Below are 26,305 nucleotides of genomic sequence, written 5' to 3'. Positions count from 1 at the left end.
GTTCTAACAAGCCTCTGGAGCTTTTTCAGCGTTTCTGGTGGACTGAGAATGCCATGACGTTGAACCTGAGAAGGAGACCATCGATGAGCTTGCAACAGGGTAGTGACACCGTGAAACCGCAGAGCAAACCGCAACCCAAGGCGTGTGGCACGGTCATCGACGCCCAGGGCCGCGAGGTCGAGATCACTGAAGAGATGATCCAGAAGGCCTGCGAAGACCTGGAAAAAAGCCGGGTCAAGAAAGTGCACAAAGGCTGAAATGCAGATTTTTACAACCCGGCCATGTGCCGGGTTTTTACTTTTCAGCCTGTGCCGGCCTCTTCGCGGGTAAACCCGCTCCCACAGGAATCGCACAGCCCTTGCAGACGATGCAGTACCTGTGGGAGCGGGTTCACCCGCGAAGAGGCAGGCACAGGCTTACCTGGCAATCAAACCAGCACGCCACCCAAGGCGCTGACCATCTGCGCCAGCTGCGGCGCCTCCCCGCGGATCCGTACCGCCAGCCCTTCGACCTCGCGCCGCGGCGGATACTGCTTGCGCAACTGGTCGAACGCCGCCCGCTGCTGCGCCACGTCATCGCTGAGGCTACGACGAAAATCCGCATCGTCACGCCGCGGGTCATACACGGCACGGCACAGCGCCGCGAGGGACCAGGCGAGGTCGGCACCTGCATCGAGCTCGATCTGCGCCAACGGCGGCTGCGGCAGCAGCTCGGCCAGTTGTACCCGCTCGGCCTCGCCAAGGAAGCGACACAGGGCCTGGTAGACCTGCGCCGTGCCGCGCTGGCGGCCGTCCAGGCTGTAGCCGGCAATGTGCGGCGTGGCCAGGGTGCACAGGTCGGCCAGTGGCAGGTCGACCTGCGGCTCGCCTTCCCACACATCGAGCACCGCGTGCACGTCTTCACGGTCCAGCAGCAGCTCGCGCAGCGCAGCGTTGTCCACCACCGGCCCGCGGCTGGCGTTGAGCAGCCAGGCGCCGGGGCGCAGGCGTGCCAGCTGCGCTTCGCCCAGCAGGTGCCAGGTCGGATGCTCGCCGCCGCGCTCCAGCGGGGTGTGCAGGCTGATCACATCGCATTGTTCGAGGAGGGTTTCGAGGCTGACGTAGTCGCCAGCCTCGGCGGCCTGGCGCAGCGGGTCGCAGACCAGGACCTTCCAACCCAGGCCATGCAGCACCCGCACCAGGCGCCCACCGACCTCACCGGCGCCGACCACACCATAGGTGCGCTGCGCCAGTGCCACGCCGTCCAGTTCGGCCAGGGTCAACAGGCTGCCCAGCACGTAGTCGACCACGCCACGGGCGTTGCAGCCCGGCGCACTGCTCCAGTGAATGCCCGCTTCGGCGAAATAGTCGAGGTCCAGGTGGTCGGTGCCGATGGTGCAAGTGCCGACGAAGCGCACCTTGCTGCCGGCCAGCAACTGCCGATCGACCTGGGTCACCGAGCGCACCAGCAGCACATCGGCGTCCTTGACGCTGGCAGCGTCGAGGCTGCGGCCGGGGTAACGGCGGATCTCGCCGAAGCCTTGGAAGAAGGCATCGAGCAGCGGGATATTCTCGTCGGCAACTATCAGCATGGCGCTCTCCTGTCTGGGGAGCGCAGTGTAGGCGCTACGCGAGGCCGGTTCCAGCGCGGTTCAGTCGGCTTTCTTGCGGATCCAGTACAGGTAGGTGCCGGCGTCTTCCTGCTGCTGCAGCAACTCGTGGCCGAGGAAGTTGCAGAACTTGGGGATGTCGCGGCGGGTCGACGGATCGGTGGCGATGACCTTGAGCAGGCCGCCGGCAGCCAGGTTGCGCACGTGCTGGTGCAGCATCATCACCGGCTCCGGGCAGTTCAGGCCGGTGGCATCGAGGATCGCGTCGGGGGTGAAATCAGTCATGGGGGGCTCCGCAAATGATCGTTATTGTGGCTTATCCGTTCGTGTGGATGAAGGGGACCGCTGCGCGGCCCCGAAATCAACGCGGTTTCAGATCGAGCCGGCGCAGGTGGCAGGTCACTTCCTCACGGTCGTGATACAGCTGCTTGCAGACGATCGACACCTTGACCTTGCGCGCCTTGAACGTCGCCTCCATGCGCTCGAGCAGGCGCCGCACCTCGGCATAGCGCTGCTTCATCGGCAGCTTCAGGTTGACCACCGCTTCGCGGCACAGCCCTTCGCCCAGCCAGGTCTCGATCAGCGAGGCGGTACGCGCCGGCTTCTCGACGATGTCGCAGACCATCCAGTCCACCGGCTGCTTCGGCTGCCAGGTGAAACCATCGGCCATCAAGTGCTGCACCAGGCCGGTATCCATCAGGCTTTCGGCCATCGGGCCGTTGTCGATGGCGGTCACCAGCATGCCGCGACGTACCAGCTGGTAGGTCCAGCCACCCGGCGAGGCGCCCAGGTCGACACCGGTCATGTCGTCGTTCAGGCGCTGCTCCCAGTGCTCGCGCGGGATGAACTGGTGCCAGGCCTCTTCGAGCTTGAGGGTCGAACGGCTCGGCGCCTCGCGCGGGAACTTCAGGCGCGGGATGCCCATCGGCCACAGCGCGCTGTTGTTCGCCTCGGCCACCCCGACGAACACCCGGCGGCCGCTGATGAAGGTCAGCAGCAGGCGCGGCAGGCTGGCGTTGTCGACCAGGCGACCGGCCTTTTCCAGGGCCTTGCGCAACGGCACCTCGAACTTGCGGCAGAAGGTCGACAGCTCCTTGCCGTCGTTGCTGTCCAGCACTTCCAGCCACAGGCTGCCGAAGACGGGCAGGTCGGCCAGATGCTCGAGCAACACGCTGATGCGGTCGCTTTCCGGCAGCTCGATGTAGGTGCCCCGCGCCCATTGGCGCGGGAAGATCAGTTGCGCGAAGCGCAGCTGGGCCATCAGGCGTTCGGCACCTTCGGCTTCGGCGCAGACGAACTCGGCGCAAGCGCTCTGCGGCTTGCCCTTGGCATAGCCGGCCACACCCAGCAGGGCGGCGTGTTCGCTGATCTCGGCGCAGACCTCGCCCTCGAAACCGGGCCGGCAATGCATGAACAGGGTATTCATTTCTCACTCCACTACGGCGGGCGCCACAGGCGCCGGCAGGGCGGCGATGATAAAGGAAGTTCGGAACCTGCGACATGCCCCGCCGGTCCAGAAAAGAGCCAGGGGCGCCAAACAGCGCTAACCTGACCATTCAGCCAGGTCCGTGCCGTGCGGACCGAAACAGCGCGGGGGCACCGGCCTCACCCAGCAAAAGCCGGGCCCCGCTGCACAAGGAGTCGGCAATGCCCTCGCTCGATAGCCTGAACACCCTCAAGACCCTCCAGGTGGCTGACCACACCTACCACTACTACAGCCTCCAGGAGGCCGCCGGCCAGCTCGGCGACCTGCAACGCCTGCCCATGTCGCTCAAGGTACTGCTGGAAAACCTGCTGCGCTGGGAGGATGGCAAGACCGTCACCCGCGACGACCTGGGCGCCCTCGCCGCCTGGCTGCAGGAGCGCCGCTCCGACCGCGAGATCCAGTACCGCCCGGCGCGGGTACTGATGCAGGACTTCACCGGGGTGCCCGCGGTGGTCGACCTGGCCGCCATGCGCGCCGCCGTGGCCAAGGCCGGCCGCGACCCACAGCGGATCAACCCGCTGTCGCCGGTGGACCTGGTGATCGACCACTCGGTGATGGTCGACCGCTACGCCACGCCCCAGGCCTTCGAACAGAACGTCGACATCGAAATGCAGCGCAACGGCGAACGCTACGCCTTCCTGCGCTGGGGCCAGAGCGCCTTCGACAACTTCCGCGTGGTACCGCCGGGCACCGGCATCTGTCACCAGGTCAACCTCGAATACCTGGGCCGCACCGTGTGGACCGGCGAAGTCGACGGCCGCACCTACGCCTTCCCCGACACCCTGGTCGGCACTGATTCGCACACCACCATGATCAACGGCCTCGGCGTGCTCGGCTGGGGCGTCGGCGGCATCGAGGCGGAGGCGGCCATGCTCGGCCAGCCGGTGTCGATGCTGATCCCCGAAGTGATCGGTTTCAAGCTCACCGGCAAGCTGCGCGAAGGCATCACCGCCACCGACCTGGTGCTGACGGTGACGCAGATGCTGCGCAAGAAAGGCGTGGTCGGCAAGTTCGTCGAGTTCTACGGCGACGGCCTGGCCGACCTGCCCTTGGCCGACCGTGCCACCCTGGCCAACATGGCGCCGGAGTATGGCGCCACCTGCGGCTTCTTCCCGGTCGACCAGGTGACCCTCGACTACTTGCGTCTCTCCGGGCGCCCGAGCGCGGCCGTGGAGCTGGTGGAGCAGTACTGCAAGGCCCAGGGCCTGTGGCGCAACCCAGGCCAGGAACCGCTGTTCAGCGACACCCTGGCCCTCGACATGCACGAGGTCGAGGCCAGCCTGGCCGGGCCCAAGCGGCCCCAGGACCGGGTCGCCCTGGGCCAGGTCAGCCAGGCCTTCGACCATTTCATCGAACTGCAGCCCAAACCCCTGGCCAAGGAAGTCGGCCGCCTGGAAAGCGAAGGCGGCGGTGGCGTGGCGGTGGGCAATGCCGACCAGGCCGGCGAAATCGACTACAGCCATGGCGGCCAGACCCACACCCTGCGCGACGGCGCGGTGGTGATCGCTGCGATCACCTCGTGCACCAACACCTCCAACCCCAGCGTGATGATGGCTGCCGGCCTGGTGGCGAAAAAGGCCCTGGAAAAAGGCCTGCAGCGCAAACCCTGGGTCAAGAGCTCGCTGGCGCCTGGGTCCAAGGTGGTCACCGACTATTACAAGGCCGCCGGCCTCACGCCCTACCTCGACCAGCTCGGCTTCGACCTGGTCGGTTATGGCTGCACCACCTGCATCGGCAACTCCGGGCCGCTGGACGAGGCCATCGAGCACGCCATCGGCAGCGCCGACCTCACCGTCGCCTCGGTGCTGTCGGGCAACCGCAACTTCGAAGGCCGCGTGCACCCGCTGGTGAAGACCAACTGGCTGGCATCGCCGCCGCTGGTGGTGGCCTATGCCCTGGCCGGCAGCGTGCGGGTCGACCTGACCCGTGATGCGCTGGGCATCGGCACGGATGGCCAGCCGGTGTACTTGCGCGATATCTGGCCGAGCCAGCAGGAAATCGCCGAGGCGGTGGCCAAGGTGGACACGGCGATGTTCCACAAGGAATACGCCGAAGTCTTCGCCGGCGATGCCCAGTGGCAGGCCATCGAGGTGCCCCAGGCAGCCACTTATGTCTGGCAGGATGCCTCCACCTACATCCAGCACCCACCGTTCTTCGACGACATCGGCGGGCCGCTGCCGGACATCGAAGACATCCACGGCGCGCGCATCCTCGCCCTGCTCGGCGACTCGGTGACCACCGACCACATCTCCCCGGCCGGCAACATCAAGGCCGACAGCCCCGCCGGGCGCTACCTGCGCGACAAGGGCGTGGAGCCACGGGACTTCAACTCCTATGGCTCGCGGCGCGGCAATCATGAAGTGATGATGCGCGGCACCTTCGCCAACATCCGCATCCGCAACGAAATGCTCGGCGGCGAGGAAGGCGGCAATACCCTGCACGTGCCCAGCGGCGAGAAGCTGTCGATCTACGACGCCGCCATGCGCTACCAGGCCGAAGGCACGCCGCTGGTGGTGATCGCCGGCCAGGAATACGGCACCGGCTCCAGCCGCGACTGGGCGGCCAAGGGCACCAACCTGCTGGGGGTCAAGGCGGTGCTGGCGGAAAGCTTCGAGCGCATCCACCGCTCCAACCTGGTGGGCATGGGCGTGCTGCCCTTGCAGTTCAAGGCCGGGCATGACCGCAAGCAGCTCGGGCTGACCGGCAAGGAGCGCATCGACGTGCTGGGACTCGGCGGCGCGGCGCTGACGCCGGGCATGAGCCTGCCTCTGCGCATCACCCGCGAGGACGGGCAGCAGCAGGAGATCGAGGTGTTGTGCCGGATCGATACGCTCAATGAAGTGGAGTACTTCAAGTCCGGTGGGATTTTGCACTATGTCCTGCGGCAATTGATTACGCCCTGAGCAGACGGGGGAATGGCATCATCACGGGGTGGGTCGACACACGATCGCCCCGTGACAAGGAATGCCAATGCCCCGTATCAACTGGATGGTCCTGCTCCTGCTCGCCATGGGCTATGCCCTGGCCCTGAGCTACGGCAGCCTCACCCTCGCCAGCCTGCCCACCTTCACGGCCCTGATCGTCACAGCCTGGCTCGCCCGACGCCCGTTACGCTGGCAGCAGTTGCTCGGCAACGGCATGTTCATCGTGCTCGCGATCGCCCTGGCCCTGCACTGGCTACCCGGTTTCAACAACGCCAAGGTCATCGACAAGGCGGTGTTCAGCGAAGGCGCCCTGCCTTTCACCCTGTACCTCAACCTCGACAAGCCGCTGATCGGCGCCTGGCTGCTGCTGGCCTGCCCGTGGTTGCTGATCCTGCGTGCCCGCGGCATGGCCGGCAGCGTGTTGCTGGTCCTGCCATTGACCTCGATCGCCTGCCTGGGCGGCGCCTGGGCCATGAACTGGCTGGCCTGGGCACCGAAATGGCCAGACCAGGGCTGGCTGTGGCTGCTGAACAACCTGCTGCTGGTCTGCCTTGCCGAGGAACTGCTGTTCCGCGGCTACTTGCAGGGCGGCCTGCAGCGCCTGCTGCGGCACCAGGGCCTGGCGCTGATCGTCGCCGCGGTGCTGTTCGGCCTGGCGCACCTGGGCGCTGGCTGGCAATGGGTGGGCCTGGCCACGCTGGCGGGCATCGGCTATGGCCTGGCTTATCGAATGGGCGGACTGGCGGCCGCAGTGCTGTGCCATTTCGGCCTCAACCTGGCGCACTTCGTCCTGTTCAGTTACCCGATGCTGGCTGTTGGCTAGCCAACAGGCATTGCTGCCTGATCAGTTGATTAAATATTCGTTCAATAAAACCAGTGGCTTGCCGATATCTGTCGAAAGCCTTGCGGATTACTCGACCCATGCGTAACAACCAACCGATTACCCAGAGAGAACGGACTTTCCCTGCTCAACAGCGGTTGATCTCCACGACCAACGCCAAGGGTGTGATCACCTACTGCAACGACGCGTTCATCGACATCAGCGGCTTCACCCGCGAAGAACTGACCGGCGCGCCGCACAACCTGGTGCGCCACCCCGATGTGCCGTCGGCGGTGTTCGCGCACATGTGGCAGACCCTCAAGCAAGGCCAGCCCTGGATGGGCATCGTCAAGAACCGCTGCAAATCCGGCGACCACTACTGGGTCAACGCCTACGTCACGCCCGTCTTCGACAACAACCAGGTGGTCGGCTTCGAGTCGGTGCGGGTCAAACCCAGCGCCGAGCAGATCCGCCGCGCCGAAGCGCTGTACCAGCGCCTCAACCAGGGAAAGACCGCCGTGCCGCGCCGTGACCGATGGCTGCCCGTGGTACAGGACTGGCTGCCGTTCATCCTGGTCAGCCAGGTCGGCTTCCTGATCGGCAACTGGCTTGGCCATTCCTGGGGCTTCGCCCTGGCCGCCGGCCTCTCGGTACCGCTCGGCCTGCTCGGCCTGTCCTGGCAGCAACGCGGCCTCAAGCGCCTGCTGCGCCTCGCCGAACAGACCACTTCCGACCCGCTGATCGCGCAGATGTACACCGACAGCCGCGGCGTGCAGGCACGCCTGGAGATGGCCATGCTCAGCCAGGACGCGCGCATGAAGACCTGCCTGACCCGCCTGCAGGACAGCGCCGAGCACCTCAGCGAACAGGCACGCCAGTCCGATGCCCTGGCGCACAAGAGCTCGTCGGGCCTGGAGCGCCAGCGGGTGGAAACCGAACAGGTGGCCGCCGCGGTCAACCAGATGGCCGCCACCACCCAGGAAGTGGCCAACCACGTGCAGCGCACCGCCGATGCCACCCAGGAAGCCAACCGCCTGACCCACGAAGGTCGGCAGATCGCCGGGGAAACCCGTGACGCCATCGAGCGCCTGTCGACGGCCGTGGGCGAAACCGGTGCCACCGTGACCCAGCTGGCCAAGGACAGCGACGAGATCGGCGGTGTGGTCGATGTGATCAAGGGCATCGCCGACCAGACCAACCTGCTGGCGCTCAACGCCGCCATCGAAGCGGCCCGCGCCGGCGAGATGGGCCGCGGCTTTGCCGTGGTCGCCGACGAAGTCCGCCAGCTGGCCCAGCGCACTGCCGAATCGACCGGGCAGATCCACGGCCTGATCGCCAAGTTGCAGCAGACCGCCAACAATGCCGTGCTGACCATGGAGACCGGCCACCGCCAGGCCCAGGAAGGTGTCGAGCGGGTGATGCAGGCCGACCAGGCACTGATCGGGATCAGCGAAGCGGTGGCCAACATCACCGACATGGCCACGCAGATCGCCGCCGCCACCGAAGAGCAGACCGCCGTGGCCGACGAGATCAGCCGCAACATCAGCACCATCGCCGACCTCGCCGACCAGACCGCCGAACAGGCGCAGCATTCGGCCCAACTCAGTGAAGAGCTGACCACCACGGCCGGCACCCAGTACTCGCTGGTTGAGCGCTTCAACCGCTAACGCCTGGCACAACCTCTGTGGGAGCGGGTTTACCCGCGAACACGGGCGAAGCCCGTGCCATCCACCGCGTTGACCGCTTCGCGGGTAAACCCGCTCCCACAGGTACGGTGCGGCTGCAAAGCTGATGCTGTACCTGTGGCAATACCCTACCAGTCCAGGGTCAGGCGACTCTCGAAGTAGCGCTCCTCCCCCGTCAGCGGATCGCTGAAGCGCAAGCTCTGCGCCAGCAGCTTCAGCGGCCGCTGGTAGTCATCCTCTTCCTGCAGCAGCTGCGGATAGAACGGGTCGTTGCAGATCCCCGCCCCCAGCGCCGCCATGTGCACCCGCAACTGATGGGTCTTGCCGGTCACCGGCGACAGCCCATAGCGCCACAGCTCACCGTTGCATTCCAACACCTCGGCCAGGGTCTCACTGTTGCTCTCGCCCTCGACCTCGTGCATGCGGAAGAACGGTTCGCCATGCACCAGCCGGCTTTTGTGCACAAGGGGGTATTGGTGTTGCGGCATGGCCGCAGCGATCGCCTGGTAGCGCTTGTCGATGCGCCGCTCGGGGAACAGGCGCTGGTAGACGCTGCGGGTCTGCGGGTTGGCCGAGAACAGCACCAGCCCGGCCGTGTGCCGGTCGATGCGGTGCAGCGGCACCAGGTGCGGGTTGTCCAGCCGCCGGATCAGGCGCCGCAGCAAGGTCTGCTCGACGTACTCGCCGGTCGGCGTCACCGGGAGGAAATGCGGCTTGTCGGCCACCACCAGGTGCTCGTCCACATGCAGGACGGTTTCCTGCACCGGGATCGGCTTCTCGTTGGGCACCTCACGGAAATAGTGCAGGCGCATGCCGCGGCGATACGGCAGGTCGGCGGCGATCGCCTGGCCATCGGCGCCCAGCACCCGGCCACGCGCAAAACGGTCGAGCCACTGCTCCCGGTCGATGGCCTTGAAGTGGTCGCACAGACAATCGAGCACCGTGGCCCAGTTGCCGGGGGGCAGGCAGACTGTGCTGGCTTGCTGGCGGGCGGGGTCGAATGGCGTGGTCATGGCGAGGCTCGGTGCGGTCAAGGCCGCGCATTATCCCCCAAGCCCGCAGGCTCAACCAGCCTCGACCGTGCCCTCGCTGCGCTCCTTCAGCCAGCGCAGCACGTGCACCGCCTCCCATCGGCCTGGGTCGTACAGCGCATAGACCAGGCCCTGGTAACCCACCACGTCCAGGCCGCGGTGGTAACCGGCGCGCTGGAACAGTGCCTCGATCTCGGCGAAACAGGTGTTGAAATGGACCTTGCCGAACGGCGTGCGCTCGTCGAGCACCAGGCCTTCGAGGCGCAGTTCCAGCACGGCGTCGCACACCCGCTCGACCGGCATGCGGTTGACGCTGTACTTGAGTTGCTCGACGTTGTGCATGGGTTACCTCGATACTGTATTTATATACAGCATACGAAGCCCCGGGCACCGCCGTCAAATCGGCACGCCGTCACTGGCCGAGAAAGGCCACCACCTGCTCGGCGTCGAACGGCCAGTGCAGCTCGGCCGACGTGTCGCAGCGCCGCAGCACCGGGATGATCAACCCGTAGCGCTCGAACAGCGCCTCGTCTTCGGCGATGTCGATCAGTTCGATCAGCAGGCCATGGTCGGCGAAGGGCATCAGCACCGACTCGGCCACTTCGCACAAGTGGCACCCGATGGTACCGAAGAGTTGGCATTCAGGCAGCATGGCGCAGGGCTCGATCTGGCGGTGGATGGAAGCCTATTCTAGGCCCGCCCTGCCCTGCGCGCACCTGGCATGGCTCAATCCTGGCTGGTGGCACCGATACGGTGCAGCGAAAGGTCCGCGCCCTGGAACTCCTGCTCGTGGCTCAGGCGCAGGCCATGCACCTGACGGATCAGCCCGTACACCGCAAAGCCCCCCAGCAGCGCCACCACGATGCCGCCCAGGGTGCCGAGCAGCTGGCTGACCAGGCTGACGCCACCCATGCCACCCAACGCGGCCTGGCCGAAGATACCGCAGGCGATCCCGCCCCACGCCCCGCACAGGCCGTGCAGCGGCCATACGCCGAGCACGTCGTCGATCTTCCAGCGGTTCTGCGCGGCGGTGAAGCTCCAGACGAACAGCACGCCCGCCACCAGCCCGGTGGCCAGCGCACCGATCGGGTGCATCAGGTCGGAGCCGGCGCAGATCGCCACCAGCCCGGCCAATGGGCCGTTGTGCAGGAAGCCCGGGTCGTTGCGCCCGGCGCACAAGGCGGCCAGGGTGCCGCCGACCATGGCCATCAGCGAGTTGATCGCCACCAGGCCGCTCACGCCCTGCAGGGTCTGTGCGCTCATCACGTTGAAGCCGAACCAGCCGATGATCAGGATCCACGAACCCAGCGCCAGGAACGGAATGCTCGATGGCGCGAAGGCCACCAGGCGGCCATCGCGGTAGCGCCCGCGCCGCGCGCCCAGCAGCAGGACCGCCGCCAGCGCCAGCCAGCCGCCCATGGCGTGCACCACCACGGAGCCGGCGAAGTCATGGAACGGTGCGCCGAAACGGGCCTGCAGCCAGGCCTGCAGCGCGAAGTTGCCATTCCACACCACGCCTTCGAAGAACGGATAGATGAACGCCACGATCAACGCCGTCGCGCACAACTGCGGCACGAAGCGGGCACGCTCGGCGATGCCACCGGAAATGATCGCCGGGATCGCCGCGGCGAAGGTCAGCAGGAAGAAGCACTTGACCAGCGCATAGCCATGATCCGCCGCCAACTGCGCCGCCGGGTGCAGGAAGTTCACGCCATAGGCGATCCAGTAGCCGACGAAGAAGTACACCAGGGCCGAGATGGCGAAATCGCTGAGGATCTTCGACAAGGCATTGACCTGGTTCTTGTGGCGCACGGTACCGACTTCGAGAAAAGCGAAGCCGGCGTGCATGGCCAGCACCAGAATGGCGCCCATGAGGATGAACAGGGTGTTGGAACCGTGGACAAGGGAGTCCATCGCGCTGAGCGTGTTTTCCATAGGGGATGGCAGACCTGCTGAAAAAGGCACCAGGACAGTTCAAGAACCTGCATCCCTGCACCGAATCGGTGCCAGCCCGTTGCCCCGTCGCGGTGAAGGGGGCCAGGCCTGCGTGGTTTTTTCTTGGGTTTGTCGTGGATTGGGTTAAGGTTTATCGGTATCCGCCGGGTTCGGCGCCCTTTATCGGCGCAGCGTCCCGGGCTATGCCCCGCGTTGTGGCAACAAACCGTAGCAAGGCGCATACCAGCGTAGACTGAACCTTCCACGTAGCCGCCAACTCGAAAGACCAACACACCTGCACAGGGAGAGCCCCATGGCCAGCAAATCGGCAAAGACTGCACAAGACATATTGATGGCTGACTTCCAGGCCTTGGTTCGCGACACCGAGAAGCTGCTGGCCGACACCGCCAACCTGGCGGGCGACCAGGCCGACGAGCTGCGCGAACAGATCCACGACCGCCTGACCCAGGCCCGTGAAACCCTGCAACTGACCCAGGACTCGGTGCGCCAGCGCGGCCAGGCGGCCCTGGGCAGCGCCGAGCAGTACGTCCAGGAAAACCCCTGGCAGGCCATCGGCATCGCCGCCGGCGTCGGCCTGCTGATCGGCCTGCTGGCCAACCGCCACTGAGGAGCCCCCATGGAGAATGACGCCATTGGCACCAGCGCCTCCGGCAGGCGCCTGGGCGCGGCGCTGCTGGGGCTGCTGCACAGCCACATCGAACTGTTCGGCATCGAGTTGCAGGAGCAGAAAGGGCGCACCCTGCGCCTGCTGTTGTTCGCAGGCCTGGCACTGGTGTTCGCACTGCTGCTGTTGACCGCGCTCTCGGGCCTGCTGCTGGTGTTGCTGTGGGACAGTTATCGCCTGGCCGGGATCATCGGGCTTTGTGTGTTCTACAGCGCCGCCGCAGTGTTTTGCGGGTTGCGCCTGAAGGCCGCCGTGTTCGATGAGTCCTCACCCTTCGGCGCCACCCTCGAAGAACTTGCCAAGGACCGGGAGCGCCTGTTGCCATGAACCTGCCTGAACTGCCGAACACGCGAAACCCGCGTGAACTGCGCAAGGCGCTGTTGCGCCTGCGCATGGAGATGCACCGCCAGCAGATCCGCCACGAATCCGGGCAGCTGCTGCAGCCACTGGAGCGCCTGCGCGGGATGGGTGGCTCACTGCATGAAGGGCTGGGCATCAAGCATGCGCCGTTGTGGGGCATCGGCGCGGTGGTGGCGCTGGGCTTCCTGACCGGCAAGGGCGTGCGCAGTGGCAATCTTTCGCGCCTGGTACGCCTTGGCAGCAGCCTGCTGCCGCTGGTAAAACTGTTCATGCAAGGCAGCCGGCGCCCCTAGTGCGCTGGCAGCGGCAACCCCGCTTGTGCAACCTGCCGGGACACCGGAAGCGATACCCCTCGATCGACAGGAGACAGCGCCTTGGATTGGCACACCCTGCTCACCCGCGAACGCCTCGGCAAAGCCCTCTACAGCGCCGATGAACTGGGGCGCAGCCCCTTCCACAAGGACCACGACCGGATCATCTTCTCAGGCGCGTTCCGCCGCCTGGGGCGCAAGACCCAGGTTCACCCCGTCTCCAGCAACGACCATATCCACACCCGCCTGACCCACTCCCTTGAAGTCAGCTGCGTCGGCCGCTCGCTCGGCATGCGCGTCGGCGAAACCCTGCGCCACAGTCTGCCCGACTGGTGCGAGCCGAGCGACCTGGGGATGATCGTGCAGTCCGCCTGCCTGGCCCACGATATCGGCAACCCACCGTTCGGCCACTCCGGCGAGGACGCCATCCGCCACTGGTTCCAGCAGGCTGCCGGACGTGGCTGGCTGGACGACATGAGCGACGACGAACGCGCCGACTTCCTCAATTTCGAAGGCAACGCCCAGGGCTTTCGGGTACTCACCCAGCTCGAATACCACCAGTTCGATGGCGGTACCCGGCTGACCTACGCCACCCTCGGCACTTACCTCAAGTACCCCTGGAGCGCCCGCCACGCCGATGCCCTGGGCTACAAGAAGCACAAGTTCGGTTGCTACCAGAGCGAACTGCCGCTGCTCGAGCAGATCGCCCGCAAGCTCGGCCTGCCGCAACTCGAAGACCAGCGCTGGGCACGCCACCCGCTGGTCTACCTGATGGAGGCGGCGGACGACATCTGCTACGCGCTGATCGACCTGGAAGACGGCCTGGAGATGGAGTTGCTGCACTACGCCGAGGTCGAGGCGCTGCTGCTCGACCTGGTCGGCGACGACCTGCCGGAAACCTACCGCCAGCTCGGCCCTGGGGATTCGCGCCGGCGCAAGCTGGCGATCCTGCGCGGCAAGGCCATCGAACACCTGACCAACGCCGCCGCCCACGCCTTCGTCGAACAGCAGCAGGCGCTGCTCGCCGGCCAGTTGAGCGGCGACCTGGTCGAACACATGCACGGCCCCGCCCAGCACTGCGTGTTGCAGGCCAAGGACATGGCGCGCAAGAAGATCTTCCAGGACAAGCGCAAGACACTGCACGAAATCGGCGCCTACACCACCCTGGAAATCCTCCTCAACACCTTCTGCGGCGCCGCCCTCGAGCAGCATGGCGGACGCACGCCGTCATTCAAGAGCCGCCGCGTGCTCGACCTGATCGGCAACAACGCGCCCCACCCGCATGACTCCCTGCACCAGGCCTTCCTGCGCATGATCGACTTCATCGCCGGCATGACCGACAGCTACGCCAGCGAGATGGCCCGGGAAATGACCGGGCGCTCCAGCCCGACATGACACCGGGGGTGACGCCGCCGGTAGTGCACAGTGCGGCGCCACAACTTGAAGGAAATTTCCTACATAACTAACTCGACCATTAAACACGCCTCGAAAACCTGCCGGTTAGTTCGAAATAAATGGCATTAAAACGAATTAAATTCTTACACCTCGTAGTCCTCGTTGCATTCCGTTGTAAGTCGTTTCCCATATACGGTTAATCGCCATTCCTCGCGTCCCCGACGAGAAATAACTGAGTTAAGGTGCAGCCTGCCTCCGTCACCCGTCGCAGGGAAGTTGAATATGCAATCCGTATTTATTGTCGATGACCATCCCGTCATTCGTCTGGCCGTCCGTATGCTTCTCGAAAACCAGCATTACAAGGTTGTCGGCGAATCGGACAACGGCGTGGACGCCATGCAGATGATTCGTGAAACCGAGCCCGACCTGGTCATTCTCGACATCAGCATTCCCAAGCTCGATGGCCTTGAAGTGCTTTCGCGCTTTCAAGCCATGGCCCTGCCGCTGAAGGTGCTGATCCTGACCGCGCAGTCGCCGGCATTGTTCGCCGTGCGCTGCATGCATTCGGGGGCGGCAGGGTATGTGTGCAAGGCCGAAGACCTGGGCGAACTGCTCAGCGCGATCAAGGCAGTGCTGGCCGGCTACAACTATTTCCCCAGCCAGGCCATCCATGGCGACCACGAAACCGCCGACGCCGACCTCAGGTTGTTCCGCCTGGTCAATGACCGTGAACTCATGGTCCTGCAACTGTTCGCCCAGGGGCGTAGCAACAAGGAAATCGCCAAGGGCATGTTTCTCAGCAACAAGACCGTCAGCACCTACAAGAAGCGCCTGATGCAGAAACTTCAGGTCGACACCCTGGTCGACCTGATCGAGATTGCCAAACGCAATGCATTGGTCTGAGGGGCGATGATGGCAAGCCTGCTAGCCCTCCTGCTCCTCAGCCTGATGCTGGTCAGCCCCGGAGCCTGGGCCGCGCAGCCCGGCGTCACCTCCTACACCCTGCTCGCCCGCTCCTCCCCGACCACGGAGCAACCCCTCCTCAGCCCCCGGCAGCGCGACTGGCTGGCCGGCCGCGAAGCCTTGCGCCTGGGGACTTCGGCCCCGGACTACCCGCCCTTCGACATCACCAGCGGCGGGCGCGACTACCAGGGCCTCACGGCCGAGTACGCGAACCTGCTCGGCAAGGCCTTGCAGCTGCCGGTAAAGGTGCTGCGCTACCCTGACCGCGACGCCGCGGTACAGGCTCTCAAACGTGGCGAAATCGACCTGCTCGGCAGTGCCAATGGCTACGAGGCAGCCAGCGATGGCCTGGTACTCTCGCGCCCCTACGCCATCGACCAACCTGTGCTGGTCACCCGCGAGAACGAAAAACGCGCGCTCAACCGCGGCCTGGAAGGCATGCGCCTGGGCATGCTCTACCATTATCTGCCGCGACAGGAAATGCGCTCGGCCTACCCCAAGGCCGAACTGCTGGCCTTCGCCTCCTCCACCGAGGCACTCAACGCCGTGGCGTTTGGCCAGGCCGACGTGTTCATCGGCGATACCCTCTCGACCCACTACCAACTCAACCGTGGCCACTTGCCGCGGCTGCGCATGGCCAGCTTCGGCCAGCATGAAAACGTCGGCTTCGGCTTCGCCATGCGGGCCGAGGACATCCACCTCAAAGCGCTGGTGGACCAGATTCTCCTGCGCCTGCCCGCCACGGTGCGCACGGCGATCTTCAAGCGCTGGAGTGCCGGCGGCGACCTGCTGCTCAACGAGCGCAAGCTGCAGCTGACGCCCAGCGAAGAGCAATGGTTGCAAGCACACCCGATCATGCAGGTAGCCGTCGACGAAACCGCGGCCCCCTTGTCGTACTTCGACGGCAGCGGCCAGTTCCGCGGAATAACGGCCGACCTGCTGGACCTGATTCGCCTGCGTACCGGCCTGCGCTTCGAAGTGCAGCGGGCCAACGGCATCGCCGACATGCTGGCCCGGCTCGAAGACGGCCGGGTCAACGTACTGGCCGCCGTCGCCGTCGACGGCATGCGTGAACAGCACGTGCGCCTGAGCCGCCCCTACCTGGACAGCGCCCATGTGCTGGTAACCCGCGCCAGCCCCCCTCACTACACCTCCCTCGAACAACTGCACGGCCGCCGTGTCGCCATCACCCGCTACAGCACCATGGCCGAATGGCTCAGCCGCCGCTACCGGCAGACGGGCTGGATCGAAACCGAAAGCCCCTACTATTCCATGGCCTTGTTGAGCAGCGGCGCCGTCGACGCCGTGATCACCACCCTGCTCGATGCCAACCACGCCGTGGCGGGCAACCCCGAGCTGATCATCCGCAGCGCAGTCGGCACCGAGCCCAGCACCTTTGCCATGGCCACCAACGCCGAAGCCACGGCGCTGGCCTCGATCCTCGACAAAGCCCTGATGAGCATCTCGCCGGAAGAACTGGGGGTGATCAACAACCGTTGGCGCGGTTATGGCGAGCATGACGACAGCGTCTGGCATGGGGTGCGGCGCCTGATCCTGCAAGTGCTGCTGGCTACCGGCCTGCTGCTGTTGCTGGCGCTGGCCTGGAATGCGCGCCTGCGCCGCCAGATCAAGCAGCGCCAGCGGGCCGAGCGGGCGCTTGGCGACCAGTTGGAGTTCATGGGCGCCCTGCTCAACGGCACGCCCCACCCCATGTATGTGCGCGACCGCGAAGGCCACCTGCAAAGCTGCAATGCCAGCTACCTGGAGGCCGTCGATGCCCGCCGCGAAGAGGTCATCGGCAAACGCCTGGAGGACAGCCTGTTCGCCGATGCGCAACACACCCGGCAGATCCAGGCCGACTACTTGCAGGTCATGGCTGCTGGCGTCCCGTTGATCCTCGATCGCCCCCTGCGCGTCAGGGCGCGGGACATCACCATCTACCACTGGATCCTGCCCTACCGCGATTCCCTGGGCGAAGTGCAAGGCATCATCGGTGGCTGGATCGACATCAGCGAGCGCCGCAAGCTGGTCCAGGAGCTGCGCGAGTCGAAGCGCCTGGCCGACGAGGCCAACCGTGCCAAAAGCACCTTCCTGGCCACCATCAGCCACGAGATCCGCACGCCCATGAATGCCGTGATCGGCATGCTCGAACTGGCCGTCAAGCGCGCCCGCCAGGGGCTGGTGGACAGCACGGCGCTGGAGGTGGCCCACCATTCGGCCAACGACTTGCTGGGCCTGATCGGTGACATCCTGGACATCGTGCGCATCGAGTCCGGCCACCTGTCCCTGATCCCCGAGCCCGTCGACCCGGCAGCCCTGGTCGAATCGGTGGTGCGGGTGTTCGAAGGCCAGGCCCGACAGAAGGGCCTGGCCCTGGAGCTCGACATCAGCCCAGCCGCCCGCTGCCATGCCCTGCTCGACCCGCTGCGCTTCAAGCAGATCCTGTCCAACCTGATCAGCAATGCGATCAAGTTCACCGAACAGGGCCATGTGGGTATCAGCCTGAGCCTGCGCGAGAACGGCCCGTCCATGCCGCCGCGCCTGGAGCTCGAAGTTCGGGACAGCGGCATCGGTATCCACGACGACGACCTGCAGCGCCTGTTCAGCCCGTTCGTCCAGGCCAACCCGCACAGCCAGGAAGCCCGTGCCGGGACCGGCCTGGGCCTGGCGATCTGCCGCAACCTGTGCGAAATGATGGGCGGTGAGCTGAGCATCACCAGCCTGCCGGACGTCGGTACCCAGGTGCACCTGCACGTACCGCTGCAACGCATCGAGGCACAGCTGCCCTCGGCACCGCAAACCGAACTCATCGAAACACCCGACCCATTGCTGAACGTGCTGGTGGTCGACGACCACCCGGCCAACCTGCTGCTGCTGACGCAACAACTGGAGTACCTGGGGCTCACGCCGCGCAGCGCCGGCAATGGCCACGAGGGCCTGGGCAAATGGCGCGAACGCTGGTGCGACCTGCTGATCCTCGACTGCAACATGCCGCACCTGAGTGGCTATCAGGTGGCAGCGGCCATTCGCGCCGAAGAACACCAGCACAGGCGCGCCCCCTGCGTGATCTTCGGCTACACCGCCAATGCCCAGCCAGAGGTCAGGCAGCGCTGCCTGGCGGCCGGCATGGACGACTGCCTGCTCAAACCCATCAGCCTGCGCAGCCTCGGCGCGCGGCTGGCGAGCATCGTGCCGCGCCCACAGCCGCCGGAGCGCACGCTGTTCGATCTGAGCAACCTGGCCAGCATCGTCGGTGACAGCAGCAGCGGGCGCGCCCGTTTTGTCGAGGCCCTGCACCGCAGCCTGCACGATGACCTGGCAGCCCTCATGGCCATCGACCCGGCCAGCGACCCCTCGGCCCTTGGCGAACAGGCGCACAAGATCCTCAGCGCGGCGCGCATGCTGCAAGCGCGGAACGTGATCATGGCCTGCGAGGCCCTGCTGGAAGAAGAGTTGCCTGTGGCACGCCAGAAACAGCAGCGGCAGGCATTGGCGCGGCATATGCGCCGCGTGGAGAAAGCCCTGGCCCGGTATCGGGCCAGGGCTGGCTGAAGCGATGCCCGGGCGGGCGGCCTCAGGCGCGGATCAGGAAGCCGGGTTGATCGGCTTTTCCGGATACCAGGCGTCCAGCAGCGGGCTGACTTCGATGCTGGTCAGTTCGCTGCGGCCCTTGAGCCAGGCTTCGACAGCAGCGCGCTGCTCTTCGCTGACCGAGCCACGCTTGACCGAGCAGACCAGGCCGAAGTCGTCACCGCCGACGTAGTCCAGGCCGTTGGCATCCATGGCGTCTGCCAGGAAGGCGTCGAGGAAGGCATCGATGGCTTCGTCGGACAGGTCTTCCTTGAAACCCAGGTTCAGTTCGAAACCCAGCTCCTGGAATTCATCGACGCACAGCTTCTTGCGCAGACGACGGGAACGGTTGGTAGCCATGAAACAATCCTCTTGAGTAATAACGCGCGGCACTTTACCAGTTTCCACGCTACAAAGGCGCTTTTCCGTCGAACGTGGCGCATCGGCGCTGCGCTTGGGGCATAATGCCCGCTATATTTCGTCGTGGGGCCACCATTTCTTATAGCCCCGATATCTTTCTCCCTCGTCCGCAGGGTATTTACTTCAGATGATCAAAGCGCTCCGTCCCCTCGTTCTCGCCGGCCTGCTGTTGCCGTTCGCACTGCCCAGCCAGGCCGCCGCCGTCAACACCACCCTGCCCGCAAAAGTGCAGCAGGCGCTCAAGGCCAACAAGCTGCAGGACAGCGCGCTGTCGCTGGTGATGCTGCCGCTCAACGGCCCAGGCACCCCCACCGTGTTCAACGCCGACGTGTCGGTGAACCCGGCCTCGACCATGAAGCTGGTGACCACCTATGCCGCCCTCGAGCTGCTCGGCCCGACCTTCCAGTGGAAGACCGAGTTCTACACCGACGGCACCCTGAGCAACGGCGTGCTCAACGGCAACCTGTACCTCAAGGGCGGCGGCGACCCCAAGCTGAACATGGAAAAGCTCTGGCTGCTGATGCGTGACCTGCGCGCCAACGGCGTGCGCACCGTCACCGGTGACCTGGTGCTGGACCGCAGCCACTTCGTGCAGCCCAACCTGCCGCAGTTCGACGACGATGGCGGCGACGTCAACAAGCCGTTCCTGGTCAAGCCCGACTCGCTGATGATCAACCTCAAGGCCCTGCGCTTCGTCGCCCGCAACGACGGCGGCAAGGTCAGCGTGGCGGTCGAGCCGCCGATCGCCAGCATCCACATCGACAACCAGGTCAAGGCCGTGGCCAGCAAGCAGTGCAGTGGCGACGTGCGCTACAACCCGGTGCAGCAGGCCGACGGCATCAGCGTGACGGTCACCGGCCAGCTCGGCGACGGCTGCAACTCGCAGACCTACCTGTCGCTGCTCGACCACCCGACCTACGCCGCCGGCGCCGTGCGGGCGATCTGGAACGAGCTGGGTGGCAGCATCCAGGGCCGCGACCGTGTCGAGAACGTGCCCAAGAGCGCCCGCCTGCTGGCCCGCGCCTTCTCGCCCGACCTGGTGGAAGTGATCCGCGACATCAACAAGTACAGCAACAACACCATGGCCCAGCAGCTGTTCCTGAGCATCGGCGCGCAGTTCCGCACCGACGCCGACGGCGACGATGCCCGCGCCGCGCAGCGCGTGGTGCGCCAGTGGCTGGCGAAGAAAGGCATCACCGCGCCGCACCTGGTGATGGAGAACGGCTCCGGCCTGTCGCGTGCCGAGCGGGTCAGCACCCGCGAGATGGCCGCACTGCTGCAGGCGGCGTGGAACAGCCCGTACGCCGCCGAGTTCATGAGCTCGATGCCGCTGGTGGGCATGGACGGCACCATGCGCAAGCGCCTCAAGCGCACCGCCATGACCGGCGAAGGCCACATCAAGACCGGCACCCTGAACACCGTGCGCGCCATTGCCGGCTTCAGCCGCGACAGCAACGGCAACACCTGGGCGGTGTCGGCGATTCTCAACGACCCGAAACCCTGGGGCGCCTCGCAGGTGCTCGACCAGGTGCTGCTGGACCTGTATCGCCAGCCGAAGCTGAACAGCAGCGCGACCGCTGCAGCAGGCCAGTGATGCATTAACCTGAACCGGCCCTTTCGCGGGTAAACCCGCTCCCACAGAAGCACCGCAGCCCCTGTGGGAGCGGGTTTACCCGCGAAGGGGCCAGTTCAGGCTAAATCCAAACCTCAATCCAACTCTGCCTCCACCCTATCCCGCCCCGCCTGCTTGGCCGCATAAACCCCGGCATCCGCCCGCAGCAACAAGGCATCGGCCCCCTCCCCCGGCCGCCACCCCGCCACCCCGAAACTCGCCGTCACCTTGCCCACCCCTTCCACCGGCACGCTGCGCACCCCCTGCCACAGCTCCATGGCCAGCATCCGCGCCTGCTCGGCATTGCTGCCCGGGCACAGCACCATGAACTCCTCCCCGCCCAGCCGACAGAACACATCGGTACGCCGCAGGCGGTTGCCGATACGCTGGCACAGGCTGCGCAGCACATGGTCGCCCACCGCATGGCCGAAGCGGTCGTTGATGCGCTTGAAATGGTCGATATCGAGCATGATCACCGCCAGGTCCTGGTCGTCACGCTGGGCGCGGTCCAGTTCGACCTTGAGCCGCTCCTGGAAGTAGCGGCGGTTGTGGATGCCGGTCAGCGCGTCGGTCACCGACAGGGCGCGCAGTTCTTCCTCCACGCCCTTCATGTCGGAGATATCCGTGAGGTAGCCATGCCACAGCGTGCAGCCGTGCTCGCCCACCTCCGGGGTCGCCTCGCCGCGCACCCAGCGTGCGCCCGCACGCGGCAGGTTGACCCGGTATTCTTCGCGCCACGGCGTCAGGTGTTCGGCCGAGTAGCGCACCGAGCGCCGCACACGCTCGAGGTCATCGGGGTGGATGCGCTCGAACACCGCCGTGGCATCCTCGCGCAGCACTTGCAGATCGACCTCGTAGATGTCGAACAGGCCCTGGCTGGCATACGGGAAGCAGGAATGGCCATCGGCATCGAGGCGATACTGGTAGATGCCACCGGGCACCTCGGCACTGAGCTTTTCCAGCAGCCGGTCGCGCATCTCCAGTGCCTCGTGCACGCGGCGCCGCTCGGTGACATCGATGCAGATCGCCAGGTAGCCGACCCACAGCCCCTGCTCGTCGAGCACGGCGGTGACCAGCATGTTGGCCAGCAGGTGGCTGCCATCCTTGCGCATCAGGGTCCACTCGCCAGGTTCGGCCCCACGCTCCTGGATGGTCTCGGCGAACATCGCCTGGCCACCGGGAATTTCCCGCCCATAGCGCAGGCTCAGGGCATGGCTGCGCTGGTTGAGCTCCTCGGGCAGCACCAGGTCTTCCAGGTGCAGGTGGCCGATGGCCTCGCTGGCCGTATAGCCGAGCATGCGCTCGGCACCGGCATTGAAGGTGCTGACCACGCCCTTGAGGCTGGTGGCGATGATCGCCACCTGGGTCGCGGCATCCAGCACGCTGCGCAGCTGGTTGTGGGTGTCGCGCAACGACTGCTCGCTGACCTGCAGCGCGGCGGTGCGCTGCTCGACCAGGTTCAGCGCCCGCAAGCGCTGGCTGAACAAGCTGTAGAGCAAGGTGCTGAGCAGCAGGCTCAACAGCCCGCCGAGAAAGCCCACCGCCAGCGCCGCGGCCGAGCGGTTGGCCTCCAGGAAGGCCTGGCTGGGGCGGATGTCCAGCTGGTAATGGTGGTCGGCCAGGTGCAGCAGCTGGCTGCTGAGCAACGGCAACGGCGCGGCCGGGTTGCGCGAGTCGTACAACACTTCCTGGCCATCGCGCCCGCTGGGGTCGACCACCCGCACCACCAGGTTGTCGTCGGCGGCGACCGGCAGCCCCTCACTGATCAGCTGGCGCAGGTTGAGCAAGGCCATCACGTAGCCGGTCGGCTGCACGGCAGGCTCGCCATCGACGAAAACCGGCGCGACCATCAGCAGCCCACGGCTGAAATCGGGGTCGACATTGATCATGTCCAGCGGCGCCGACACCGCCATGCTGCCCGGCTGCAGCGCCCGCAGCAGCGTCTGCTCGCGGCTCGCCTGGCTGCGCAGATCGAGCCCATAGGGCTGCCCCTGCTGTTGGGTGGCCTGGGTGTAGAGCACCGGGTAGTAATGATCACGCGCAGGCGACGGATGCCACTCCCCCTGGGCGTCCAGCTCGTGGATCACATAGTCCTGCCCCAACGCAGCACTCGCCGCCTGCTCGAATGCCCGCCGCTGCCCGGCCTCGACCCGCGGCGCCCAGGAATAGGCCTGGGTGCGGCGCAGCAAGGGCCGCGCATAGCCGTCGAACTCGCGTGGGGTGATCTCGCTGGAATAGCTGAAGAAGCGCCTCAGGCCATCCAGGCGCTGTTCCTGGTCGTCGAAACGCTCGGCGATGCGGCTGAAACGCTCACCGGCCAGCAGCTCGAAGCGCTGGCGCAGCTGCTGCTTGTAATAGGTCTGCGTGGCCAACGCCAACGCGGCCGACAGCAGCAGGCCGGCGACCAACGCCACCAGTGCCACCGACCAGGCAGCCATCGCCTCGCTGCACAGGCTCAGCACCTTCGCACGCACGCTCCACTTCGACATACATCAGTCTCATCACATCAGCGTCCTGCGAATTTTCGGGCCCTGTGCTGATTTATAGCTATTGGCCATTAGGCGCGCAATGTGGTTCGTCGCTTTTGTGGACGGCGGAGTCGGTTGCCGGGCGCGGGCTAAGGGTGTGACGGTCGGTCAGGGCGCGGGGGCTGTTTTGGGTGTGCCTTACACGAGCCGGTGGAGCATCAGCCATACATTTCAAATTCGCCCAAAGAATCTATTGTTTTTGACTACATTAACCAAAACCAACAACAATGCGATCTCCATTGGTTGCAGCCACCAGTATCCAGGGTCGGCATGCCCATGAAAAGCCGCAACGACATAGTGAAACATAGTTGAAAAAACGGATAGAAACAGCAGCTTGATGAAGTTTCTCCTGCTAGCTAAAAATATCAATGCCAACCATGAAACAAGAGGAACCAAGCCACTGAACAGCACAACACCAATATACCCTAGCATCAGTGGCGGCCCATCTGTCGTAAGCATTGAATAAAAAAGTAACAAAAACACCAGAAAACATGACACGGACAACAACAGCCTGACAAAGCAAAGCGCACAAATTTTCCACATACGAGCGTAAACCTCAAAACCACGTAAAGCTCAATGCAACGCACAAAACCAACAATGAGATTCTATTGGCCTTTTTGCACGCGCCACCCATTATTCCTTAGGATTATCGCAAGCAAGAACAACGAAATCACCTCTGCGGCCTGAAATGCTAAATAGATATAAAACTCCGCATGCGCTGCCACAATAGCAAGATAGTAATGGTACGCAGTAAGCCCAATAAAATACATAGAAAACGCGAACAGAGAACTCCTACTCGACTTAAATAGCAATAGAAACCATGTACACAAAGGAATCAAGCCTCCTACAAGAACCCCATAGAAAAACATAATGGTAAAAGTTCCGGGAGAATTATGAAAAGTAGCCAAGATCCAAAAAACACAAAAGAGACAAGGTGGCACACATAGTAACACCTTAACCAATATCAAAGCTTTCGATAAAGCCACACCTAAACACCCCTCAAACACTTCCAATAAAACTTACATCAGTTACCTGACCAAAGAGAACCGGCTCTCAGAATACGGAATGGCAAAATACAGCATGAAAAGCTCAGCAACTTGCATCCATGCATAGATTCGAAAATCTGCATGCGCACCCACCACAACCAAAAAGTAGTGATATGCAAAAACACCTACAAAGCAAATGCTTAATTTCACCCAAGTCTCCCGATTTGCCTTGAACACCAAAAGCACCCAACACGTCAGGGGCACCAAGCCACTCGCCAAAAAAACATAACACACAAGCTCATACACATCTTTTACCTCTCCGCTAATAAGACCTAGAACAACAAACAAAACGTAGATCGCTACGGCTGGCGATACTAAAACACATCGAACAATAAGAATAATTGCGTTGAGCATCACGAAGCAATTCCCTTTAGTCACGCCGACACCCAACCGACACGTTTATATCCGCCTTGGGCATAAAGTGGCGTACGTCGAAACGCGAACTGTTCGTCGGATCAAACGGCACAGGACTCAACCATATGCACTGCCACAAAACATTAGCCAATAAAATATTTTCTGACACACCTCCTGATGCAAATTCAGTGTTATGACAGGCATCAAACATGCCTCCCAGCGGACCATTTACCTCGTGCACCGCAACCTCAGCCTTCACCAGAAATCAAACTTTCATTAATCAGACTCACCTGAACCACTTATTGTTTCGCACCAAATTCACTAGCACCAACAGTGACGAAATCTCGATAGCCTGAAGCCACCAATATTGCGGAGTGGAATGCGCTTGAAAGACCGCAACCACATAATGAAATAAAGTCACCAACATGGAAAACAACAACAATTTAATAAAATTTCTCTTGTTCGCTACAAAAATCAAAGTCAGCCACGTAACGAGAGGAATCAACCCGCTGAATAGAAATACATTTTGAACCACTTCACCAATAGTAGATGGCCTACCTCCCATAACCCCAGCGTAAGCAAACAACAAAAATACTAGGACACATGGCGCAGCAACCAGTAGTCTGACAAAGCAAAGTATGCAAAATTTCCACATGCAAGCATAAACCCCAACAACTCAAGAAAAACTAATAGATCGCACAAATCAAATAAACACTCCACCTAAGACTTAGTAGACGACCTCATCGAAAAGCAACATTATTTGCTCTAAATGCGCTCTTGACCATCCAGCCAAACATACCAAACTCCAGCATCTGCACTCCCCAATACTCGACACCATCACGGTGCGCAGAAACAGCAAATAAAAACACATGATATGCCGTTATCAAAATAGCAAACAAAGCAAGCCTGAAGTACGTATTACGACGCCCCTTAAAAATCACCACCATCCACGAACACAACGGAAGCAACCCGGTAACAAGGACCATATGCCTAAAAATACCCACCAGTGAAAGGTTATCAGCACGCATTGCGAGATAACAGAAAACCAAATACACAAGCAATGGTGGTATCGCTAAAACAACCTTCAGCACCCAAGCAAGACAATAGCCCACCATTACCCCCTTACAGACCACGGCACCTCACCACATGGAATCTTCGCGAACACTTCATTAACTCTACAAAAACAGTTAACACTTACAGCCGCACACATCAAATTCGCCCGAAGAATCTGTTGTTTTTCAGTAAATTCACCAGAACTAACAACAGTGCGATCTCCATTGGCTGCAACCACCAGTACCAAGGGTCGGCATGTCCATGAAAAGCCGCAACGACATAGTGAAACATAGTTGCAAAAACCGAAAAAAATAGCAGCTTTATGAGATTTTTCTTGCCAGCGAAAAATATCAAAGCCAACCATGAAATAAGAGGAACTATGCCACTAAACAGCGCTATTCCAAGATACCCCCCTATGAATGGCGGATCACCAGCCATTTTTGCCGCAACAGAAAGCAACAAAAAAAACAGCATACAGGGGGCAGCAAGGACAACCCTTAAAATAAGCAAAAAATTCGCCTTACACATACCAACACTCC

The 26,305-nt window shown here is 63.4% G+C and carries 23 protein-coding genes; 11 read left to right on the top strand and 12 right to left on the bottom strand.

Going from position 1 to position 26,305, the window contains the following annotated elements; translation table 11 throughout:
* Nucleotides 1-83 precede the first annotated feature (83 nt).
* On the top strand, nucleotides 84-257 hold the full coding sequence (locus ACIP21_RS02105) for a PA1571 family protein (RefSeq protein ID WP_400683395.1): 174 nt from the start codon (nucleotides 84-86) through the stop codon (nucleotides 255-257).
* A 170-nt stretch (nucleotides 258-427) separates the two neighbouring features.
* On the opposite strand, the gene pdxB is transcribed toward ACIP21_RS02105, so the two are convergent.
* From pdxB to rlmM, 3 genes are all read right to left on the bottom strand, one after another.
* Nucleotides 428-1,570 carry a 4-phosphoerythronate dehydrogenase PdxB gene (pdxB, locus tag ACIP21_RS02100; protein WP_400683393.1) on the bottom strand — a complete coding sequence of 381 codons (1,143 nt, stop codon included), beginning with the start codon at nucleotides 1,568-1,570 and terminating at the stop codon, nucleotides 428-430.
* A gap of 60 nt (nucleotides 1,571-1,630) precedes the next feature.
* Nucleotides 1,631-1,873, bottom strand: a complete 243-nt coding sequence (gene tusA / locus ACIP21_RS02095) for a sulfurtransferase TusA (RefSeq protein ID WP_198748295.1) — start codon at nucleotides 1,871-1,873, stop codon at nucleotides 1,631-1,633.
* Nucleotides 1,874-1,949: 76 nt separating this feature from the next.
* Nucleotides 1,950-3,014, bottom strand: coding sequence for a 23S rRNA (cytidine(2498)-2'-O)-methyltransferase RlmM (rlmM, locus tag ACIP21_RS02090; RefSeq protein WP_400683389.1), 1,065 nt, complete (start codon nucleotides 3,012-3,014; stop codon nucleotides 1,950-1,952).
* A gap of 221 nt (nucleotides 3,015-3,235) precedes the next feature.
* On the opposite strand from rlmM, the gene acnA reads away from it, so the two are divergent.
* The 3 genes from acnA to ACIP21_RS02075 all read left to right on the top strand — a co-directional run bounded on the left by acnA (nucleotide 3,236) and on the right by ACIP21_RS02075 (nucleotide 8,485).
* Complete coding sequence (gene acnA / locus ACIP21_RS02085; RefSeq protein WP_400683387.1) at nucleotides 3,236-5,977, top strand: aconitate hydratase AcnA; 2,742 nt, start codon at nucleotides 3,236-3,238, stop codon at nucleotides 5,975-5,977.
* 67 nt (nucleotides 5,978-6,044) lie between these two features.
* Nucleotides 6,045-6,821, top strand: coding sequence for a lysostaphin resistance A-like protein (locus ACIP21_RS02080; protein WP_400683384.1), 777 nt, complete (start codon nucleotides 6,045-6,047; stop codon nucleotides 6,819-6,821).
* A 98-nt stretch (nucleotides 6,822-6,919) separates the two neighbouring features.
* Nucleotides 6,920-8,485: a methyl-accepting chemotaxis protein gene (locus ACIP21_RS02075; RefSeq protein ID WP_400683381.1), complete on the top strand. Its 1,566-nt coding sequence runs from the start codon at nucleotides 6,920-6,922 to the stop codon at nucleotides 8,483-8,485.
* A 146-nt stretch (nucleotides 8,486-8,631) separates the two neighbouring features.
* Here ACIP21_RS02075 and ACIP21_RS02070 read toward each other — a convergent pair whose 3' ends face one another.
* The 4 genes from ACIP21_RS02070 to ACIP21_RS02055 all read right to left on the bottom strand — a co-directional run bounded on the left by ACIP21_RS02070 (nucleotide 8,632) and on the right by ACIP21_RS02055 (nucleotide 11,469).
* Entirely contained in the window at nucleotides 8,632-9,516 is an 885-nt protein-coding gene (locus ACIP21_RS02070) for a pseudouridine synthase (protein ID WP_400683378.1), read from the bottom strand.
* Between the two features lie 51 nt (nucleotides 9,517-9,567).
* Entirely contained in the window at nucleotides 9,568-9,876 is a 309-nt protein-coding gene (locus ACIP21_RS02065; protein ID WP_400683375.1) for a transcriptional regulator, read from the bottom strand.
* 70 nt (nucleotides 9,877-9,946) lie between these two features.
* Complete coding sequence (locus ACIP21_RS02060) at nucleotides 9,947-10,186, bottom strand: glutaredoxin family protein (protein ID WP_400683372.1); 240 nt, start codon at nucleotides 10,184-10,186, stop codon at nucleotides 9,947-9,949.
* A gap of 74 nt (nucleotides 10,187-10,260) precedes the next feature.
* Nucleotides 10,261-11,469 (bottom strand): ammonium transporter, encoded by a 1,209-nt coding sequence (locus ACIP21_RS02055; protein WP_400683369.1) that lies wholly within the window; start codon nucleotides 11,467-11,469, stop codon nucleotides 10,261-10,263.
* Between the two features lie 313 nt (nucleotides 11,470-11,782).
* Between ACIP21_RS02055 and ACIP21_RS02050 the strand changes: the two genes are divergently transcribed.
* The 6 genes from ACIP21_RS02050 (at nucleotide 11,783) to ACIP21_RS02025 (ending at nucleotide 18,735) form a co-directional block, all read left to right on the top strand.
* A complete protein-coding gene (locus ACIP21_RS02050) occupies nucleotides 11,783-12,097 on the top strand; it encodes a YqjD family protein (RefSeq protein WP_400683367.1) in 315 nt (104 codons plus the stop codon).
* Between the two features lie 9 nt (nucleotides 12,098-12,106).
* Entirely contained in the window at nucleotides 12,107-12,481 is a 375-nt protein-coding gene (locus ACIP21_RS02045) for a phage holin family protein (protein WP_400683365.1), read from the top strand.
* A complete protein-coding gene (locus ACIP21_RS02040; protein ID WP_400683362.1) occupies nucleotides 12,478-12,807 on the top strand; it encodes a hypothetical protein in 330 nt (109 codons plus the stop codon). The genes ACIP21_RS02045 and ACIP21_RS02040 overlap by 4 nt, the downstream gene beginning before the upstream one ends.
* A gap of 81 nt (nucleotides 12,808-12,888) precedes the next feature.
* Nucleotides 12,889-14,220 (top strand): deoxyguanosinetriphosphate triphosphohydrolase, encoded by a 1,332-nt coding sequence (locus ACIP21_RS02035; protein WP_400683360.1) that lies wholly within the window; start codon nucleotides 12,889-12,891, stop codon nucleotides 14,218-14,220.
* A gap of 282 nt (nucleotides 14,221-14,502) precedes the next feature.
* The gene (locus ACIP21_RS02030; protein WP_400683357.1) at nucleotides 14,503-15,123 is read left to right on the top strand and encodes a response regulator; all 621 of its coding nucleotides are present in this window, start codon (nucleotides 14,503-14,505) and stop codon (nucleotides 15,121-15,123) included.
* Nucleotides 15,124-15,132: 9 nt separating this feature from the next.
* On the top strand, nucleotides 15,133-18,735 hold the full coding sequence (locus ACIP21_RS02025) for an ATP-binding protein (RefSeq protein WP_400683356.1): 3,603 nt from the start codon (nucleotides 15,133-15,135) through the stop codon (nucleotides 18,733-18,735).
* A gap of 33 nt (nucleotides 18,736-18,768) precedes the next feature.
* Here ACIP21_RS02025 and ACIP21_RS02020 read toward each other — a convergent pair whose 3' ends face one another.
* Nucleotides 18,769-19,113, bottom strand: coding sequence for a YggL family protein (locus tag ACIP21_RS02020; RefSeq protein ID WP_046856427.1), 345 nt, complete (start codon nucleotides 19,111-19,113; stop codon nucleotides 18,769-18,771).
* Nucleotides 19,114-19,300: 187 nt separating this feature from the next.
* Between ACIP21_RS02020 and dacB the strand changes: the two genes are divergently transcribed.
* Entirely contained in the window at nucleotides 19,301-20,767 is a 1,467-nt protein-coding gene (gene dacB / locus ACIP21_RS02015) for a D-alanyl-D-alanine carboxypeptidase/D-alanyl-D-alanine-endopeptidase (RefSeq protein ID WP_400683352.1), read from the top strand.
* 113 nt (nucleotides 20,768-20,880) lie between these two features.
* Here dacB and ACIP21_RS02010 read toward each other — a convergent pair whose 3' ends face one another.
* From ACIP21_RS02010 to ACIP21_RS01995, 4 genes are all read right to left on the bottom strand, one after another.
* On the bottom strand, nucleotides 20,881-23,274 hold the full coding sequence (locus ACIP21_RS02010) for a diguanylate cyclase (protein WP_400683350.1): 2,394 nt from the start codon (nucleotides 23,272-23,274) through the stop codon (nucleotides 20,881-20,883).
* Nucleotides 23,275-24,341: 1,067 nt separating this feature from the next.
* Complete coding sequence (locus ACIP21_RS02005) at nucleotides 24,342-24,716, bottom strand: hypothetical protein (RefSeq protein ID WP_400683347.1); 375 nt, start codon at nucleotides 24,714-24,716, stop codon at nucleotides 24,342-24,344.
* Nucleotides 24,717-25,453: 737 nt separating this feature from the next.
* The gene (locus ACIP21_RS02000; RefSeq protein ID WP_400683344.1) at nucleotides 25,454-25,825 is read right to left on the bottom strand and encodes a hypothetical protein; all 372 of its coding nucleotides are present in this window, start codon (nucleotides 25,823-25,825) and stop codon (nucleotides 25,454-25,456) included.
* A gap of 97 nt (nucleotides 25,826-25,922) precedes the next feature.
* On the bottom strand, nucleotides 25,923-26,294 hold the full coding sequence (locus ACIP21_RS01995) for a hypothetical protein (RefSeq protein WP_400683341.1): 372 nt from the start codon (nucleotides 26,292-26,294) through the stop codon (nucleotides 25,923-25,925).
* Nucleotides 26,295-26,305: the final 11 nt, after the last annotated feature.

Source organism: Pseudomonas sp. NPDC089401 (genome assembly GCF_044749485.1).
GTDB lineage: Bacteria > Pseudomonadota > Gammaproteobacteria > Pseudomonadales > Pseudomonadaceae > Aquipseudomonas.
The sequence above is the reverse complement of the archived record's forward strand: the minus strand, read 5'-3'. Positions and strand labels throughout refer to the sequence as shown.

Excerpts from the sequence above, each read along its gene's own strand:
- ACIP21_RS02105 (WP_400683395.1), top strand. The coding sequence starts at position 84 with ATGAGCTTGCAACAGGGTAGTGACACCGTGAAACCGCAGAGCAAACCG.
- pdxB (WP_400683393.1), bottom strand. The coding sequence starts at position 1,570 with ATGCTGATAGTTGCCGACGAGAATATCCCGCTGCTCGATGCCTTCTTC.
- tusA (WP_198748295.1), bottom strand. The coding sequence starts at position 1,873 with ATGACTGATTTCACCCCCGACGCGATCCTCGATGCCACCGGCCTGAAC.
- rlmM (WP_400683389.1), bottom strand. The coding sequence starts at position 3,014 with ATGAATACCCTGTTCATGCATTGCCGGCCCGGTTTCGAGGGCGAGGTC.
- acnA (WP_400683387.1), top strand. The coding sequence starts at position 3,236 with ATGCCCTCGCTCGATAGCCTGAACACCCTCAAGACCCTCCAGGTGGCT.
- ACIP21_RS02080 (WP_400683384.1), top strand. The coding sequence starts at position 6,045 with ATGCCCCGTATCAACTGGATGGTCCTGCTCCTGCTCGCCATGGGCTAT.
- ACIP21_RS02075 (WP_400683381.1), top strand. The coding sequence starts at position 6,920 with ATGCGTAACAACCAACCGATTACCCAGAGAGAACGGACTTTCCCTGCT.
- ACIP21_RS02070 (WP_400683378.1), bottom strand. The coding sequence starts at position 9,516 with ATGACCACGCCATTCGACCCCGCCCGCCAGCAAGCCAGCACAGTCTGC.
- ACIP21_RS02065 (WP_400683375.1), bottom strand. The coding sequence starts at position 9,876 with ATGCACAACGTCGAGCAACTCAAGTACAGCGTCAACCGCATGCCGGTC.
- ACIP21_RS02060 (WP_400683372.1), bottom strand. The coding sequence starts at position 10,186 with ATGCTGCCTGAATGCCAACTCTTCGGTACCATCGGGTGCCACTTGTGC.
- ACIP21_RS02055 (WP_400683369.1), bottom strand. The coding sequence starts at position 11,469 with ATGGAAAACACGCTCAGCGCGATGGACTCCCTTGTCCACGGTTCCAAC.
- ACIP21_RS02050 (WP_400683367.1), top strand. The coding sequence starts at position 11,783 with ATGGCCAGCAAATCGGCAAAGACTGCACAAGACATATTGATGGCTGAC.
- ACIP21_RS02045 (WP_400683365.1), top strand. The coding sequence starts at position 12,107 with ATGGAGAATGACGCCATTGGCACCAGCGCCTCCGGCAGGCGCCTGGGC.
- ACIP21_RS02040 (WP_400683362.1), top strand. The coding sequence starts at position 12,478 with ATGAACCTGCCTGAACTGCCGAACACGCGAAACCCGCGTGAACTGCGC.
- ACIP21_RS02030 (WP_400683357.1), top strand. The coding sequence starts at position 14,503 with ATGCAATCCGTATTTATTGTCGATGACCATCCCGTCATTCGTCTGGCC.
- ACIP21_RS02025 (WP_400683356.1), top strand. The coding sequence starts at position 15,133 with ATGGCAAGCCTGCTAGCCCTCCTGCTCCTCAGCCTGATGCTGGTCAGC.
- ACIP21_RS02020 (WP_046856427.1), bottom strand. The coding sequence starts at position 19,113 with ATGGCTACCAACCGTTCCCGTCGTCTGCGCAAGAAGCTGTGCGTCGAT.
- dacB (WP_400683352.1), top strand. The coding sequence starts at position 19,301 with ATGATCAAAGCGCTCCGTCCCCTCGTTCTCGCCGGCCTGCTGTTGCCG.
- ACIP21_RS02010 (WP_400683350.1), bottom strand. The coding sequence starts at position 23,274 with ATGTCGAAGTGGAGCGTGCGTGCGAAGGTGCTGAGCCTGTGCAGCGAG.
- ACIP21_RS01995 (WP_400683341.1), bottom strand. The coding sequence starts at position 26,294 with ATGTGTAAGGCGAATTTTTTGCTTATTTTAAGGGTTGTCCTTGCTGCC.